This is a genomic window from Mesorhizobium sp. CA15, assembly GCF_020165215.1.
Taxonomy (GTDB): Bacteria; Pseudomonadota; Alphaproteobacteria; order Rhizobiales; family Rhizobiaceae; genus Mesorhizobium.
Genome location: NZ_JAIUHQ010000002.1, coordinates 230,277 through 243,687, shown reverse-complemented (window position 1 = coordinate 243,687; position 13,411 = coordinate 230,277). Strand labels below are relative to the sequence as shown.

Here is a 13,411-nt window from a genome sequence, read left to right as displayed (position 1 = left end):
GATGACGCTGAAGCTCGACAAGGTCAATCGCGGTCCGCACCTCTCCACGCTCGTTGCGAGTTCCATCTCGCGCGAGATCGCGCAAGGACGCCTCAAACCCGGCGATCAGCTGCCGACCGAACAGGCACTGGCGACCACGTTCGGGGTCAGCCGCAACGTGGTGCGCGAGGCGATCGCAAGGCTGCGCTCCGAAGGCCGCATCTGGTCGCAGCAGGGCAGGGGCGCCTTCGTTGCCGACGCTACCAACGCGACGGTGCTGACGATCGACTATGAGACCTTGCAGCGGGCGGATTCCTTTCGCAATCTTTTCGAGCTGCGCGGCATGTTGGAAGTGCAGATCGCCGCGCTGGCCGCGACCCGCCGCTCCGACGCCGACATCGAGGCGATGGAACAGGCGCTCGATGGGATGCGCGCCGCGCCTTATGGCAGCGTCGCCTGGCTGAAGAACGATCTCGGTTTCCACCGCGCCGTCGCCGAGGCGACCCAGAACCCCTATATGGGCCAGTTCCTCGTCTTCGTCTCGGAACGGGTGCGTGAGAGCATCCTTGCCGCCGGCAACCAGCAGAAGTCCGACGACATGGCGCGCACGACCCTGGGCGAGCACGAGCGCATCCTGGCGGCGATCAAGGCCGGCGACGCGAAGGGCGCGAGCGCCGCCATGACGCGGCATCTCGCGGGGGCGGCCTCACGCGTCGGACTGCCTGGCGGCGACGCTGAGGCCGCGTCGCCGACACGGCATTCGAGGTTGCGAAAGGCCGTGCGCGGGCGGGCAGGGTAGGGCCGCGCAGCCACCTCCCTCACTCGGCCGCAGCCTCAATCAATGAAACGCCGTTGAGCTCAGCAACAATATCCGACAGCGCCGGCACGAATTTTTCTCCGTGCCCCGTAGCGACCGCCGTGGCAAAACCGTTGCGGACCACGGCGCCGACCGGGTTGGCAATACCGGCGGCCTGGGCGAAGGAGGCGAGATAGGTCATGTCCTTCAGCGCATTGGCGATGGCGAAGCGCTGGGCGTTCTCGTTGCGGTTGAGCACGAAGTCGAAGAAGGCCTGGTAAAAGCCGCAGTCCATGCGGCTGCCGGAAATGACGCTGTTGAAGACCTGCGGCGTCAGCCCGGCCTTTGCTCCCAGCGTCAGCGCTTCGGAATAGATCGCCGAATAACCCATAGAGACGAAATTGTTGAGCAGCTTCATGGTGTGGCCGCTGCCGGTCGGGCCGGTGTGGATAATTCGCGCGGCGAAGGCTTCGAGCACTGGTCGCGCGCGGGCGACCGCTTCCGCCGCGCCGCCGACCATGACATCGAGCTTGCCTTCGGCGGCTTCCTTGGGCGTGCGCGCCAACGGCGCGTCGATCAACGTCACGCCATTGGCGGCGAGTTCGGCGGCAAGCGCTATCGTCGAGGAGGGGTTAGAGGTCGAGCAGTCGACTATCAATAGCGGCTTGCCGGAGGCTGCAAGCCCGTCCGGTCCTTTCACGACCGCCTCGACCTGCGGCGAACCGGTAACGCAGATCAAAACAATGTCGCAACCTTCAGCGAGCGCGCGTAGTGTCGCCGCCTGGCGGGCGCCGGCGTTGACCAGCTTCAGCGCCGCATCCTGGTTTCGGTGCGCCCAGACCGTCAGCGGCCAGCCCTTAGCCAGAAGGTTGGCAGCCATGCCCGAGCCCATCGCGCCCAGGCCGATAAAGCCGATTTTCTGCTTCATGTTGGTCTTCCAGTGCTGTTGGAATTTCTGTTTTGATGCATGTCGTTGTCCGGGAACCGCTGTGCACTTCCGGGGGGCATGCATTGGAAACGAAAGATTGCCGTTGCAACCAAGCGGTGCGATCCTTGGCCTGAGAATCGATTTAAGAGGCCGGTTTTCCGATGACGGATCGCCAGGGAGCAATGTTCGGCGCCATTCGCCAGTCCCCCAATCTCAGGGGCGAACTGGTGGAGAAATTTGCCGCGCAGATCGAGGCCGGCGATCTTGCGCCTGGCCAGCGGCTTCCCACCGAGCAGGAGATCGTCAACGCGACGGGCGTCAGCCGGACGGTGGTTCGCGAGGCGCTGGCATCGTTGCGCGCACGGGGGCTGATCACGACACGGCAGGGCCTCGGCGCCTTTGTGGCCCAGGAGCCCCCGCCGAAAACCTTTTCGATCGTGCCGACGGATGTCGAATCGATCGACGAGATCCTGGCGGTGCTGGAGCTGCGTATGGGCGTCGAGGCGGAAGCGGCGGCGCTGGCGGCCACGCGCCGCACCGCCAAAGACCTTGGGCTTATGGCTAAGCAGCTCGACGCAATCGACCGGGCGATCGCCGAAACGGGTCTCGCCGCGACCGAGGATGCGGCTTTCCATCGGGCGATTTCGCTCGCCTCGCACAACGCCTACTTCAGCCGGCTCTTCGACACGTTCGGCACTGCGATGATCCCCCGCCAATGGACGCAATTCGACCAGATGGAGCCCGACGAGCGCGAGCGGCATTTCGAGCGGACGCGGCGCGAGCACCGGGCGATCCATGATGCCATCGCAGCACGCGACGCCAAGGCGGCGCAGCGCGCGATGCGGCTGCATCTTTCCCGTTCCTACAAGCGCTTCGAGCAGCTCCGAGACGGAACCGCACATCTGAAGTAGATCGGGCGAGGTCGCCCGAGCGGCGCATGGCGCTTCGCGAGAGGCAGCTACGACGCGGCTTTCAAAGTGCGGCCGGCCGTGATTGGCATTATGCGCCCATGCCAGGAACATTCCGTCGTCCTCCAGCCCGCCGGTAGATCCAAAACCAGCATTTCGGTCATCACCTTTTGCATGCTTACAGGGTTGTCATACAACCATTCGATCTGATATTCCTGCGGGGATGACCCGTCAAGAGGACGCGGTTTTTCAGGAGTGGTTTCTATGCATCAAAGGCGATTTGGCCGCACCGGCTGGCAAGTGTCGGAAATCGGCTTCGGCAGTTGGGCGATCGGGGCCGATTGGGGCGACGTCGAGGAGAAGGACGCCATCGCGGCGCTTAATGCGGCGCTCGATTCAGGCGTGACGATGATCGACACGGCCGATGTCTATGGCGACGGCCGGGCGGAAAAGCTGATCGCCAAGACGCTGAAGGGGCGGGGCGGCGCGAGGCCGATGGTCGCCACCAAGGCCGGCAAGCGGCTGAACCCGCATGTCGCCTCAGGCTACAACCGCCAGAACCTGACCAGCTTCGTCGAGCGCAGCCTGCGCTATCTCGAGGTCGACGTGCTGGACCTGGTGCAGCTCCATTGTCCGATGACAGAAGTCTTCTATCAGCCCGAGACCTTCGATGCGCTGGAGAAGCTGGTCGAGGAAGGCAAGATCCGTCACTACGGCGTCAGTGTCGAGAAGGTCGAGGAAGGCATCAAGGCGCTGCAATACCCCGGCGTCGTCAGCGTCCAGATCATCTACAACATTTTCCGGCAGCGGCCCGCGGAACTGTTCTTCGACATGGCGCGCCAGAAGGACGTTGCCATCATCGTCAGGGTGCCGCTGGCCAGCGGGCTCCTGTCCGGCAAGTTCAAGAGCGATTCCAGCTTCAGCGCCAAGGACCACCGCAGCTACAACCGGAAGGGCGAGGCCTTCGACGTCGGCGAGACATTCGCCGGCGTGAATTACGAGGAAGGCCTGCAAGCGGTCGAGGAATTGCGGGCGCTGCTGCCGCCAGGCGCCACCATGGCGCAATGGGCGCTGCGCTGGATCCTGATGAACCCGGCGGTGACGGTCACCATTCCGGGCGCCAAATCGGTCAGGCAGGCGCAAGAGAACGCCGCCGCGTCCGACCTGCCGGCGTTGTCGCCGCAATTGATGGAGCGCATCGCCGACATCTATGAGCGGCGCATCAAGGCCTCCGTCCACCAGCGCTGGTGAGCGCCATGCGCAGCGGCGAACGCCTGGTTGCTGGTAAGCAACCGGTTTCTGGTAAGCAACTGGTGATCGACGGACATCAGCATTTCTGGGATCCGGTGGACGGGTCCTGTGGCTGGATGACGGAGGATTACGCCGCCATCCGCCGGGTGTTTTCGCCCGACGATCTTCGGCCAGCGCTTGCGGCGGCCGGCGTGGACAAGACCATCCTTGTCCAGACATGGCATTCGCTCGACGAGACGCGCGCATTCCTGGAGACAGCCAGCCGGACCAATTTCGTCGCTGGCGTCGTGGGATGGGTCGACCTCGCCGATCCCGAGGTGGCGGCCACACTGTCCGAGCTGAAGGCGCGGCCAGATGGCCGTTACCTGGTCGGCATCCGTCACCTCGTGCACAACGAGGCGGATCCGAACTGGCTCTTGCGCGCCGATGTCCAGCGCGGGCTGGCGGCTGTCGCCGAAGCGGGGCTCGCCTATGACCTGCTGTTGAAGGAGCCGCAGATTCCGGCTGCCCTGGAGACGGTGGCGCGGCATCGCAATTTGCGTTTCGTGGTCGACCACATCGCAAAACCGCGCATTGCGCAGCACGCGATGGAGCCATGGGCCGGATTGATGCAAGGCTTCAAGGCCCATCGGGACCACGTCTGGTGCAAGCTGTCCGGAATGGTCACGGAAGCCGACTGGCGGCACTGGAAGCAACAGGATCTGCAGCCCTATGTGGACGAGGTCCTTTCCATTTTCGGCCCGTCGCGATGCCTGTTCGGCTCGGATTGGCCGGTCTGCCTGGTCGCAGCCGACTATCAGACGGTCAAACGCGCCTTCGACGATTGCCTCTCCGGGCTGACCGAAGAGGAACGTTCGCACATTTTTGGCGCTTCCGCCGTCGAGGCCTACCGCTTGTCGCTGTGACGGTGGCAAGGCTCTGAGCCCTCCCGCCTTGCGGTTGCCGGGCCACATTCATCAGCACATGATCGCGGCGCATGTCTCTGCGTTGGGCATCTTTGTCCAGCGCCTCGCACCGACTGCAATGAACTTCCTCGCCCAAGCTGAGATCAGATACGGAAGAACCAAAGGCGCGGCACGCAACTTGGCCGCTAGCTCCGCGCCGGAGTTGACACCACTGTTACATGGTAATAGGGTTGTATGACAAGTTGGCCATGTAACGGGAGGAACATGCATGAGACAGCTAGGACTTGGATTGACCATCGCGGCCGCGGGGCTCGCCATGGCTTTGCAGACGGCCCGCGCCGACGAGGAACTGCCCATCGGCGTCATCGCCGCGCAGTCGGGCTCGTTCGTTTCGGCCGGCAACACCATCGTCGGCGCCGCGAACCTGGCGGCGCAGCAGATCAACGACGCCGGCGGCATCAAGGTCGGCGACAAGACCTACAAGATCAAGCTCTATATCCGCGACAACCGCACGGATGTGAACGTCACCATCGCGGCCGCGCGCGAGCTGGTCAACGACATCGGCGTCAAGGCGATCTGGGGCACCGAGACGCATGACTTCTCGGTATCCATGGCCAAGATCACCGGCCCGGCCAAGGTCCTGCAGTTTTCCGGCAACAGCTCGCTCGGCGCCGTGCTCGACGACAAGGCCGTCGCCGAGGATGGCTGGCTCCACTACACGTTCCAGAGCGAGCCGCAGGAATGGCAGCGCAGCGGCAGCACCGCCAAGGGCGTGCTCTCGCTTCTGACGCCGCAGCTGAAGTCGCCGCCGAAGCATTCCGTGGTGTTCGTCGGCAATGACGCGACCGGGCAGTATCTGTCGTCGCACTATGTCAAGGCGCTCGAGGCGGAAGGCCAGAAAGTCGACCTGGTGCAGTATCCGCCGGACACGACCGACTTCTCGCCGCTGCTTACCCGCATCAAGGGCATGAAGCCCGACATCGTGCATTTCTGGTACAATGGCGATTCAACGCTCACCGCTTTCCCGCAGGCCCTCAAGCTCGGCGTGGCGCCGTCCTATTTCCTGTTCGGCGTCGATCCGGGCATCTATCAGGAGCGGAGCCTGAAGGCTGATGTGCCGGTGACGCTGAGCTGCGTGCCGGTCTGCTGGGGTTCATCGCCGTACCCCGAAGTGAAGCAGTATTTCGACAAGTATTTCGGCCTCGGCGCCGCCAAGGGCCCGCAGTCCTCCGTGTCGCTGCTCTATTACGATTACTTCTTCTGGTACGCCAAGGCGCTGGAGAAGGTCGGCAAGATCGACGATCCGGACGCGGTGGTCGCGGAGCTCCTGAAGTCGGACTACAAGGGCGTCGTGTCGCCGGTGCCGCTTGTGTTCAACAAGCACCACCAGGTCACCTTCGCGACCGAGGTTTGCATGGTCGAGCCCAACACATCCGACCAGTTCAAATGCGCGGTCGAGCAGCCGCCGGCCGCTCCGCCGCCCGGCGACAACGGCGGCTGAGCCGGCCCGCGACAAAATCCGACATCGGGATGGGCGGCGAGGTTCCGTCCATCCTCCCCTTGCAGGCTCGCCACCCGGATTTGACGATGGACATTTTTGTGCAGCAACTGGTGAACAGCCTCTCGGTTGCCAGCGTCACCATTCTCATCGGCATCGGCATCACGCTGATCTTTGGTCTCGCCGGCATCGTCAATTTCGCACATGGCGAGTTCCTGATGGTCGGCGGCATGGCGACCTGGTTTATGGTCGGCGCCGGCATGAACTTCTTCGTGGCCCTTGTGCTCGCCGGGCTGCTGGTCGGCGCGCTCGGCTTTGCCGCCGAAAGATGCCTGTTCCGCTTCACGCTCAACCGGCCGATGAACGGCTTCATCATGTCGATCGGCCTCAGCGTCATCCTGCAGCATGCGGTCATCCGCGTGTTCAACGAATTCCAGAAAAGCATCACCGACCTGGTCGGCCTGGTCTGGACGATCGGCGGCGTCGACATCATCGCCATGCGCGCGATCGTCGTCGCGATAACGGCCATCATCGTGGCGATCACCTATTTCGGCATCTCGCGCAGCCGCTATGGGATGGCGTTGCGGGCGAGCGTTGCGGACCGCGACACCGCCGAGCTGATGGGCATTCCGGTGCGCCGCTACGTCACCGGCGTCTTCATTTATGGCAGCCTGCTTGCCGGAATAGGCGGCGCCTTGATGATCTCGCTGTTTCCGATCACACCGTTTACCGGCAGCGTCATCATCATCCGTGGTTTCGCCGTCTCGCTGATCGGCGGCCTCGGCAATGTCGGCGGCGCGGTCGTCGGCGGCCTGGTGCTCGGCTTGGTCGACGGCCTCAGCGCCGGCTACGGCTATCCGGAATGGACCGACGCCTATTCGCTGGTCGTGATGATCCTGATCCTGGTGCTGCGGCCGCAGGGCCTGCTCGGCGGCACACTCGGCCCCAAGGCATCGTAAGATGTCGATGCCAGTGACCGACAACAGCGCCGGCAAGACAGGCGCCGCGCAAGAAGGCGCCAGAGCACGGGATCGCCTGGCGCTTCTGACGGCGGACAACGCCGCCGTTCCCTGCCGGCCGGCGTCCAGGCGATCACGGCCATCCTTTTGGCGGTGCTGCTCATCGCCTTGCCCTGGCTCGGCCTCGGCTACCGCTTCCTGTCGATCGCCATCACCACGCTCTATACGGCGATCGGGCTCTACGGCCTCGGCCTGCAGTTCGGCCAGGCCGGCATCATGTCGGTCGGCCATGCGGCGCTGATGGGCGTCGGCGCCTATGCCTCGGCGATCCTGTCGGTGCAGCTCGGCCTGGGTTTGTGGGCATCGCTGCCCTTCGCCATGGCGCTGTCGGCGATCGTCGGCGGCGTCATCGGCCTGCCGACGCTGAGGGTCGGCGGCCAGCATTACATCATCATCACCTTCTGCTTCTGCGCGCTGTTCGTCATCGTGCTGACCAATGGCGGCACCTTCACCGGATCGGCGACCGGCCTCGACGTCGGCTCGGTGACACCCTTGCCTGGCATCAATTTCGACAAGCTCTCCAACAATTACTACCTGGTCCTGGCGGCGCTGTTCCTGGCGGTTGTGGCAACCTATCTCATCGGCAATTCGCGCTACGGGCGGACGTTGCGGGCCATCCGCGAGAACGAGCAACTGGCGCGTTCGGTCGGCATCAATGTCGACCTGCACAAGCTCGGCGTGCTGATGGTCTCGGGCCTGTTCGCGGGCCTCGCCGGGGTGCTGCAGCTCTACTATCTGCGCCACATCTCGCCGACCCTGTTCGGCGCCTTTCCCAGCCTCTACCTCGCGCTGATGGTCATGCTGGGCGGCGCCCGCTATCTCTACGGGCCGCTGATCGGCGCGGTCGTCGTCAATTTCCTGCCCGAGGTGCTGAACCTCGATCCGGTCGATTCCCGCATCGCCTACGGCGTCTGTCTGCTCCTGGTGATCCTGCTGCTGCCGGGCGGCGTCGGCGCCGGCATCAAGAACATCTACTGCGCGATTACCGGCGGCTTCGAGACGCAAAAGCAAAGAGGTTCGAATGGCCGCGCTTGAGGTGAGGGGCCTGCGCAAGCAGTTCGGCGGCGTCGTCGCGCTCAACGGCATCGATCTCGACATCGACACCGACCGTGTCGTCGGTATCGTTGGCCCTAACGGCTCCGGCAAGACAACTTTGTTCAACGTCGTCACCGGCGTCCATCCGGCGACCGGCGGCACGGTGTTCTGGCATGGGCAGGACATCACCAATATCGGCGCGCATCGCATCGCGCGAAAGCGGCTGGTGCGGACGTTCCAGCAGGCGATGTCGTTTCCGGGCCTGACCGTCGACGAGAACGTCCGGATCGCCTGGGAGCAGGGCAGGAGGGGAGACGGCCGCTGGGCGTCACCGGGCATGATCCTCGAGTTTGTCGGCCTGGCGCCGCTTAGCAAGGCGATTGCGGGATCGCTGCCCTTCGGCAGCCTGAGACGCCTTGGGCTGGCCGTCGCGCTCGGTGTGTCGCCCGAACTCCTGCTCCTGGATGAGCCCGGCGCCGGGCTGAACGACAGCGAAGCCCAGGCCTTCGCGGCGGTCATCGCGCAGCTGCCGCCGCAAGGCATCGGCGTGTGCCTGATCGACCATGACATGGACATGATGGCCGACCTCTGCGACCGCCTCATCGTGCTCGATTTCGGCACGAAGATCGCCGAAGGTCCGCCGGGCGAGGTGCTCGCCGACCCCAAGGTCCGCGAGGTCTATCTCGGTCCCGACAAGAAGGCGGCCGCGTCATGAGCCTGCTTGCCGTCGAGCATGTCGACACCGGCTACGGGCCCGTCGCCGTCAATCGCGACGTCTCGCTCGCGGTCGGCCAAAACGGGATCGTCACCATTCTGGGACCCAACGGCGCCGGCAAGACGACGCTGCTTCGTTGCATCGCCGGCCTGGTGAAGCCGCGGCGCGGCACGGTGACCTTCGAGAGCCGCGACGTCACCAAGCTTCACGCCGACGAAAAAGCAACGCTCGGCATCGTGATGGTGCCGGAAGGCCGCCGCGTGTTCGCCGACATGAGTGTGCGCGAGAACCTTTTGCTCGGCGCCTACTGCCGCAACGACCGGGACGCTATCGAAGCCGACATCGCCTTGATGGAAAGCTATTTCACCATCCTTGCCAAGAAGCGCGGCGCCAAGGCCGGGACGCTCAGCGGAGGCCAGCAGCAGATGCTGGCCATCGCGCGCGGCCTTATGGCCAGACCACGCATCCTGTTGCTCGACGAGCCGTCGCTCGGGCTATCGCCATTGCTGGTCTCGGAGCTGCAGGGCATCATCATCGACGTGCGCGAGAAGTTCCGCGCCGCGGTGCTGCTCGTCGAGCAGAACGCCGGACTGGCACTCTCGGTGGCCGAGCAAGGCTATCTCATGAATTCCGGGCGCATCGTAGCTTCAGGCGGCATCGAAGAGTTGCAACAGTCGTCGGTCATGCAGGAGCTCTATCTCGGCAAGAGGGCACGGCAGAACCAAAGTTCCTCGCAGGCTTAATATTCGCAGTGTCTAACGGCGATAGCCCGAAGGGGGTTCGGTCCGATGCCTGCAGAGATCCGCCGGCGCCGGAAGATCGTGGGAAGACCTCACAATGCCCAACCCGCGTTGGACGATTGTCCCTTATCTCAACGCGTATCACCACGGTGATCAGCGCGTGAAATAAAAGCAAATCACAATCCGGCAGCGACCTCTTGGATGAAGTCCAGAAACGCTCTGACCTTTGCAGGGGGTAGATGGCGCGAGGGATGGTAGGCATAGAGTGGATAAAGCTCCTCCGACCAATCCGGCAAAATCCGCACCAATTCGCCGCGTGCCATGAAGGGCGCGAGACCCACGGCAAGGCTCTGGAACACCCCTTGACCCGCCACGCAGGCGGAGACCGCGACGGAAGGATCGTCGAGCACCAGGCGGCTTGTGACCTTGACCGCAACGATCTCGCCGCCGCGATAGAATTCCCACGGAAACGGCAGTCCGGTCTGAGGATCGCGGAAGAGCAGAGCCTCGTGATGGACGAGGTCATGAGGCGAGCGCGGCTCGCCATGACGATCGAGATATACCGGCGCGGCGACCGTCAGGATCGGCGTTTCGAGGAGTTTTTGTACGATGAGCGTTGAATCGTCCGGGGGGCCGAAGCGTACCGCGACGTCTATCCCCGCCATCATCTCCTCGCGATAGTTGCTTGTGGATAGGTCGAGTTGCAGCATTGGATAGCGTGCCAGGAACTGCCTAAGCGTCGGCGCGAGCACCATGCGCGCGAACCAGGGGTCGACTGATACGCGCAGCCTGCCGCGCACGACCGCAGCGGAACCTGCCACCTCGGCTGCCGCCTCGTCGAGGCCGGCAAGCAATGGCATTACCTGCGCATGGAAGCGCCGCCCTTCTTCGGTGAGGCTTACCTCGCGCGGATTGCGGTCGAAGAGGCGGACGCCGACCCTCGCTTCCAGGCGCGCCACCGCCCGGCTCACGCCCGAGGGCGTTACGCCGAGCATTTCGGCCGCCCGGGCGAAATTCCCGGCCTCCGTCACCGCCGCAAGGACGCCGACGCCGGTGAGGAGCCGCGTGTCGAAAACCATTCCTTCTCCTTACCGTCCACTAACGGACGCCACCTCGAAAACGCAATGATTTTGAGTCACCGTAGCACTGATCTTAATGCGCGTGAATCACGTTATATCTCGGCATACACACGGCTCCATTGTCGGGTGAGCAGCCATCGGCCGCCCTCCTGAGAACCTTCAAAGGAGCCAGTCATGAACCAGTTGACACGCAGAACCATTCTCCAGCGCGGAGGCCTGCTCGGTGCCATTCTGGCGCTCGACACCGTGAGCCCCGCTCTGGCTGCAACGAAGCCCGTCGCATCCCTTCTGAGCGCGAGCGCAATCGACGCCGCCTTGCGCGCCGGCGTCTCCCGTGACGACGTCTCCGGCGTCGTCGCCATGGCAGCCACCCGCAATGGCCTCGTTTACGAAGGCAGCTTCGGCAGGTCGAACGTTGCGACCGGCGCGCCGATGACGGCCGACACGGTGTTCTGGCTGCTCTCCATGACCAAGGCCTTCACGGCCACCGCCTGCATGCAGTTGATCGAACAGGGCCGCATCGACCTCGATGACGACGCGGCCAAGTATCTGCCCGAACTTACCGCGCCCCAGGTCCTTGAAGGCTTCGCCGCCGACGGCGCGCCGCGCCTGCGCCCCGCCAAACGCGCAATCAAGGTGCGGCATCTGCTTACCCACACCTCCGGCTTCACCTATTCGATCTGGAGCGAGGCGCTGAGCCGCTACGAGCAGGTCACCGGCATGCCCGACATCGCCACCTGCAAGAATGCCGCCTTCGCGGCGCCGCTCGAATTCGATCCCGGCGAACGCTGGGAATACGGCATCAGCATGGATTGGGTCGGCAAGCTGGTGGAAGCCGTCTCGGACCAGTCGCTGGAAGTCTATTTCCGCGAAAACATCTTCGCGCCGCTCGGCATGCGGAACTCCGGTTTCCTGATCGGGAGCGAACAGAAGAAGCATGTCGCCACCTTCCAGAACCGGCGCGCAGATGGCGGGTTGGAGCCGGCGCCGTTTGAGATGCCGCAGCGGCCGGAATTCTTCATGGGCGGCGGCGGCGCCTTCTCGACCCCGCGCGACTACATGACGTTCCTGCAGGCCCTGTTGAACGGCGGGACGCTAAATGGCGCGCGTATCCTCCGTCCGGAGACGGTCTCGCTGATGATGCAGAACCAGATCAGCGAACTGAACGTCCACGAGATGCGCTCGGCGCATCCGTCCTATTCGCGCAGCTTCGACCAATTCCCCGGCCAGCCGCACAAATGGGGCCTCTCCTTCGACATCAACACGCAGCCTGGGCCGAACGGCCGCTCTGCGGGCAGCATCTCATGGGCGGGCCTGCTCAACTGCTATTTCTGGCTCGATCCGGTCAAGCATGTCACCGGCGCGCTCTTCACACAGATCCTGCCCTTTTACGACGAGCGGGTCGTCGCCCTCTACGGTGCCTTCGAGCGCGAGCTCTATGCCGGACTCGCCTGAGTCGGCGCGATCCCAACCAAAGGAGAACCGATATGTTTGCAATCACCGGAATTACCGGCAAAGTCGGCGGCGCCTTGGCGCGCACTTTGCTTGCCGACAGGCTTTCCGTCCGCGCCGTCTTGCGCGACGAGGCTAAGTCTGGGCCATGGATCAGACAGGGCTGTGAGGTCGCCCTTGCCGAGATGAATGATGCGGAGGGCCTCGCAGCCGCCTTCCGCAGTGTCGAGGGCGTTTTCATCCTGCCGCCGTCGGAATTCGATCCCGAGCCAGGCTTTCCCGAGGCGCGGCGCGTGATCGCGGCGCTGGTGGCGGCCCTCATCGCGGCCCGTCCCGGCAAGGTGGTGTGCCTGTCGACCATCGGCGCCGACGCTGCGCACGAGAACCTGCTGACCCAGCGCACCCTGCTTGAGGAAGCGCTCGGCGAGCTCGACTTGCCGGTAACCTTCCTTCGGCCCGCCTGGTTCATGGAGAATGCGCTGTGGGACGTTGCCGCCGCGCGTGATGAAAGCGTGCTGCGCAGCTGCCTGCAGCCAGCCGACAAAGCCTTCCCGATGGTCGCGACGCAGGATGTCGGGCGCACCGCAGCTGCGCTCTTGCGCGAGGACTGGACCGGAACGCGGATCGTCGAGCTGGAAGGGCCTCAGCGCGTGTCGCCAAACGACCTCGCCCATGCCTTCGCCAAGGCGCTGGACCATCCGGTGCGGGTCGAGATCGTGACGCGCGACAGTTGGGAAGCGCTCTTCCGCGGGCAAGGCACGCGCAATCCGCTGCCCCGAATTCGCATGATCGACGGCTTCAACGAGGGCTGGATCGCGTTCCGCGACGACGGCAGGTCGGCGATGAAAGGTACCGTGACACTCGAAGACGTTATCACGGACCTCGTCGGCCAGAACTGCCCCGAGGCGGCTGGCTGAGGTCGATAGCCTGCGGGCACGAAACACCGGCGGGGCAGCGTCCCCCCGAAGCATCAACTCAGAAAAGCGAGTTCATGGACACCATCATCACAAGGGGCGTCGCAATCCCTCGGCTCGGCTTCGGTACTTTCCGCGTGCCGGGGGCAGACGCCCAGCCGGTCGTCGAGAGCGTCTCCTTCTCGGGCGGCC

The 13,411-nt window shown here is 64.3% G+C and carries 13 protein-coding genes; 11 read left to right on the top strand and 2 right to left on the bottom strand.

Features of this window, described 5'->3' with window-relative positions:
- The first annotated feature begins 1 nt into the window (after window position 1).
- Complete coding sequence (locus LB515_RS04605) at window positions 2-778, top strand: FadR/GntR family transcriptional regulator (protein WP_224542975.1); 777 nt, start codon at window positions 2-4, stop codon at window positions 776-778.
- 19 nt (window positions 779-797) lie between these two features.
- Here the strand turns inward: LB515_RS04605 and LB515_RS04600 are convergent, their stop codons facing one another.
- Window positions 798-1,787 (bottom strand): NAD(P)-dependent oxidoreductase, encoded by a 990-nt coding sequence (locus LB515_RS04600; RefSeq protein WP_224600580.1) that lies wholly within the window; start codon window positions 1,785-1,787, stop codon window positions 798-800.
- 77 nt (window positions 1,788-1,864) lie between these two features.
- On the opposite strand from LB515_RS04600, the gene LB515_RS04595 reads away from it, so the two are divergent.
- The 8 genes from LB515_RS04595 (at window position 1,865) to LB515_RS04560 (ending at window position 9,777) form a co-directional block, all read left to right on the top strand.
- Complete coding sequence (locus LB515_RS04595; RefSeq protein WP_095768598.1) at window positions 1,865-2,614, top strand: FadR/GntR family transcriptional regulator; 750 nt, start codon at window positions 1,865-1,867, stop codon at window positions 2,612-2,614.
- A 261-nt stretch (window positions 2,615-2,875) separates the two neighbouring features.
- Complete coding sequence (locus tag LB515_RS04590) at window positions 2,876-3,862, top strand: aldo/keto reductase (RefSeq protein ID WP_224600581.1); 987 nt, start codon at window positions 2,876-2,878, stop codon at window positions 3,860-3,862.
- A 5-nt stretch (window positions 3,863-3,867) separates the two neighbouring features.
- Window positions 3,868-4,767, top strand: a complete 900-nt coding sequence (locus tag LB515_RS04585; RefSeq protein WP_224600582.1) for an amidohydrolase family protein — start codon at window positions 3,868-3,870, stop codon at window positions 4,765-4,767.
- Window positions 4,768-5,035: 268 nt separating this feature from the next.
- Window positions 5,036-6,268: an ABC transporter substrate-binding protein gene (locus tag LB515_RS04580; protein ID WP_224523109.1), complete on the top strand. Its 1,233-nt coding sequence runs from the start codon at window positions 5,036-5,038 to the stop codon at window positions 6,266-6,268.
- 86 nt (window positions 6,269-6,354) lie between these two features.
- Entirely contained in the window at window positions 6,355-7,224 is an 870-nt protein-coding gene (locus tag LB515_RS04575; RefSeq protein ID WP_224706888.1) for a branched-chain amino acid ABC transporter permease, read from the top strand.
- A gap of 153 nt (window positions 7,225-7,377) precedes the next feature.
- A complete protein-coding gene (locus LB515_RS04570) occupies window positions 7,378-8,319 on the top strand; it encodes a branched-chain amino acid ABC transporter permease (protein WP_224707157.1) in 942 nt (313 codons plus the stop codon).
- Window positions 8,306-9,034: an ABC transporter ATP-binding protein gene (locus tag LB515_RS04565; protein ID WP_224637517.1), complete on the top strand. Its 729-nt coding sequence runs from the start codon at window positions 8,306-8,308 to the stop codon at window positions 9,032-9,034. The genes LB515_RS04570 and LB515_RS04565 overlap by 14 nt, the downstream gene beginning before the upstream one ends.
- Window positions 9,031-9,777: an ABC transporter ATP-binding protein gene (locus tag LB515_RS04560; RefSeq protein WP_224706887.1), complete on the top strand. Its 747-nt coding sequence runs from the start codon at window positions 9,031-9,033 to the stop codon at window positions 9,775-9,777. Before LB515_RS04565 ends, LB515_RS04560 begins: the two co-directional genes overlap by 4 nt.
- A 173-nt stretch (window positions 9,778-9,950) precedes the next feature.
- Here LB515_RS04560 and LB515_RS04555 read toward each other — a convergent pair whose 3' ends face one another.
- Window positions 9,951-10,853: a LysR family transcriptional regulator gene (locus LB515_RS04555; protein ID WP_224706886.1), complete on the bottom strand. Its 903-nt coding sequence runs from the start codon at window positions 10,851-10,853 to the stop codon at window positions 9,951-9,953.
- A gap of 174 nt (window positions 10,854-11,027) precedes the next feature.
- On the opposite strand from LB515_RS04555, the gene LB515_RS04550 reads away from it, so the two are divergent.
- Entirely contained in the window at window positions 11,028-12,308 is a 1,281-nt protein-coding gene (locus LB515_RS04550; RefSeq protein WP_224706885.1) for a serine hydrolase domain-containing protein, read from the top strand.
- 32 nt (window positions 12,309-12,340) lie between these two features.
- Complete coding sequence (locus tag LB515_RS04545) at window positions 12,341-13,222, top strand: NmrA family NAD(P)-binding protein (RefSeq protein ID WP_224706884.1); 882 nt, start codon at window positions 12,341-12,343, stop codon at window positions 13,220-13,222.
- Window positions 13,223-13,411: the final 189 nt, after the last annotated feature.